At 45.4% G+C, this 3,037-nt stretch carries 2 protein-coding genes; both read left to right on the top strand.

Translation table 11 applies throughout. From position 1 onward, the window contains the following. A partial coding sequence (locus VIM87_RS04405) for a hypothetical protein (protein ID WP_331995803.1) occupies positions 1–202 on the top strand: 202 nt, incomplete at its 5' end. A 192-nt stretch (positions 203–394) separates the two neighbouring features. Next, complete coding sequence (locus VIM87_RS04400; protein ID WP_331995802.1) at positions 395–2,791, top strand: FtsX-like permease family protein; 2,397 nt, start codon at positions 395–397, stop codon at positions 2,789–2,791. Positions 2,792–3,037: the final 246 nt, after the last annotated feature.

The raw sequence follows: 3,037 nt of genomic DNA, 5'->3' as shown, positions 1-3,037 counted from the left end.
TTGGGCATTGATTAAGAAAGTTGAAGGAACTGAAGCAAGGCTTTTCTTTGTAGCAGAAACAAAAGATGCAAAGGCGGCGGCAGACAGGTCGCTTTTACGAGACCGGGAAAGGATGAAGATTGAATGTGCGGAGAAGCATTTCGGAGTAATGGACGATGTTGCTTATTGCGTAGTAGGGGCCGTAAGTGATTTGAAGGGATAGTGATTCATCTGTAGGATTTTGAAGACCTGGCTGTAGATACAGCGGAATACTATAATTATTAAAATGAACATCCCCTGTATCAAAACCGAACATATAATAATTTAAGACATGTTTATGTCGCTGGTTTTAATTATTACGTTTAAATGGCATTTTATCTGTTTAACGGAAAGCCTTACCAATTAGCTAATTGCCATGTTCAGAAACTATCTGCTGACTACCTTCAGGAACTTGTTGCATAATAAAGGCCGTTTTTCTGTTAATATTATTGGATTGACAGTGGGCTTCAGCGCCTTCCTGCTTATTTTCCTGGTTCTGGCCTATGAACAGAGTTATGATGGCTATCATGCAAAAAAGAACAGGATCTATCGCGTGGTAAGAGAAAGCAGGAACAGTGAAAATGGAGGATATTCAGCGGGGGCATCTTTCCCGTTGGCGGCTACACTGAGGAAGGTGTTTCCGCAAATAGAGCAGGCAGCTGCTATTTATGGGGATAAAGATGTGCAGGTAATTATCCCGGGCTCCCGCGGGGAAACCCTCCGGAAGTTCAAGGAGCATCGCGGGGTGTTTATGGCAGAGCCCCAGGTATTTGATATATTCGATTTCAAGGTCCTGGATGGAGATACCCGATCGCTCAGTGCGCCCAATACCGCGGTCATAACAAAGGATTTTGCCACCAGGTATTTTGGCAACTGGCAGCAGGCAATTGGTAAAGCGGTAAAGCTTTATGATCAGCAATATAACATCACCGGGGTAATTGATAATCCCCCAGCGAACAGTGATCTTCCCCTGGGCCTGGTGGTTTCCTATGCCACCGTTGCCAGCCTGGGTATAGATATGAATGATTGGGTGGAATTCTGGACCAGTAACTATTGTTTTATTACTTTAAAGCCCGGAATATCCGGCAACCGGTTTGATGCGCAATTACCTGGATTTATTGCCCGCTATGCCCCTCAGGGAACGCCCGAAGTACATTTGCAACCGCTTCATACGATTCATTCCGACAGAAATTTTGGCAATTTCAATGGCCGCACTTTTACCCCGGCGCTTAGCACCTCTCTAAAACTGATCGCTATTTTCCTGCTTATAATCGCCTGCGTTAATTTTATTAACGTGACTACCGCCAGCGCCACCAACCGCGCCAGGGAAGTAGGAGTACGGAAAGCGCTTGGAAGCAGCCGTTGGCAATTGATGCTGCAATTCCTGGGCGAGGTGGGGGTTACATGCTTGCTGGCCATGACAGGCGCCCTGTTGGTGGTATTGATCTGCATGCCGTTTTTAAGTGAGTTGCTGGGGATTAAATTGTCGCTTACCGCCCTGGATACAACCAGCATACTTGTATTTATCCCTTCACTGGTACTAACAGTAACGCTTCTTGCCGGTTTTTACCCGGCTCTTATTTTATCCGGGTTCAATCCTATCACTGCACTGAAAAGCCGGCCTGGTGGAAATCCCACCAAAGGGATCATGCTCAGGAGGGTGTTGGTAGTATGCCAGTTTGCGATTGCCCAGGTACTCATCATCGGTACCCTGGTGGTGGTATCGCAGATGAAATATTTTAACAATGCGGACATGGGCTTTAATAAAGAAGCCATTGTTAAAGTGGATTTTCCGCGTGATAGTGTGAGCCAGTTGAAATTACCCGTATTGCAAAACGAGTTATTGCAGCAACCCGGTATTGGCGCTGTCAGCTTCAGCGCTTATGCACCGGTAGATTTCAGCAACTGGTCCACTGATCTGCGTTTAAGCAGCAACCATACCAATAAGCCCGACCTGATTGTTCATATGAAACCCGCTGATACGGGGTATTTCCGCATATACCAGCTGCAGATGGCAGCCGGTAATATTTATGCGTCGTCAGATACGATGAAAGAATTTGTTGTAAATGAAAAACTGGTGAAAGACCTGGGCATTGCCAGTCCGGAAGCGGCTATTGGAATGCCCATATACGTGATGGATAAACCAGGCATCATTACCGGGGTGGTGAAAAATTATAACATCACTTCCATGAGGGAACCCATAGGCCCGGTGGTAATGACCACGTTAAACCGTAGCTACCGGGCGGCCAATATCCGGATAAAACCGGGAGAAACAAAAGCTACATTAGCTGCCATAAAATCCACCTGGGACCGGTTCTTCCCGGATTATGTTTTTGAGTATAACTTTATTGATGAAACAGTAGCCCAGTATTATAAGCAGGAAGAACAACTGGCGCAGCTCTATAAAATTTTTGCAGGCCTTTCCATATTTATCTCCTGTCTTGGTTTATATGGCCTGGTATCATTCATGGCGGAGCAGCGGAAGAAAGAAATTGGTATCCGGAAAGTATTGGGCGCTCCTGTTAGCAGCATCCTTTATTTATTATCGCGGGAGTTTACCCTGCTCATTATTATTGCCTTTGCCATAGCTGCGCCGTTGGCCTGGTATTTTATGCAGGAGTGGCTGCAGCAGTATAGCTTCCGTATTATAATGGGCCCGGGTTTCTTCGTTATTACCTTGCTGGCTTCTGTGCTCATTGCCTGGCTCAGTGTAGGGCATTCCGCTATTAAAGCGGCCATTGCCAACCCGGTAAAGAGTTTAACGGCGGAATGACGCTGCGCGTTAAAGAAAAGTTATGAATCAATGTATTGAGTGAATTTATTCCTATCCGTCCTATCTTAGCGAACCATCAGAAAACCCGGGTCCTGGTAAAAGACCTGTTATTTTTTAGTGTCTAATGAACAACCATATCATTTCCCGTGTTAGAAAATATCGTTCGGAAAAGGCATATGATGTACACTTTGTGCTTACACCGACAGCGCCTCTTTAATCATTAAAATTTAAATCTAAAACCAATGA

The organism is Chitinophaga sp., assembly GCF_036569125.1.
Classification (GTDB): domain Bacteria; phylum Bacteroidota; class Bacteroidia; order Chitinophagales; family Chitinophagaceae; genus Chitinophaga.
Note: the sequence above shows the minus strand (reverse complement) of the source record. Positions and strands in the feature narration are given on the sequence as shown.

Excerpts from the sequence above, each read along its gene's own strand:
- VIM87_RS04400 (WP_331995802.1), top strand. The coding sequence starts at position 395 with ATGTTCAGAAACTATCTGCTGACTACCTTCAGGAACTTGTTGCATAAT.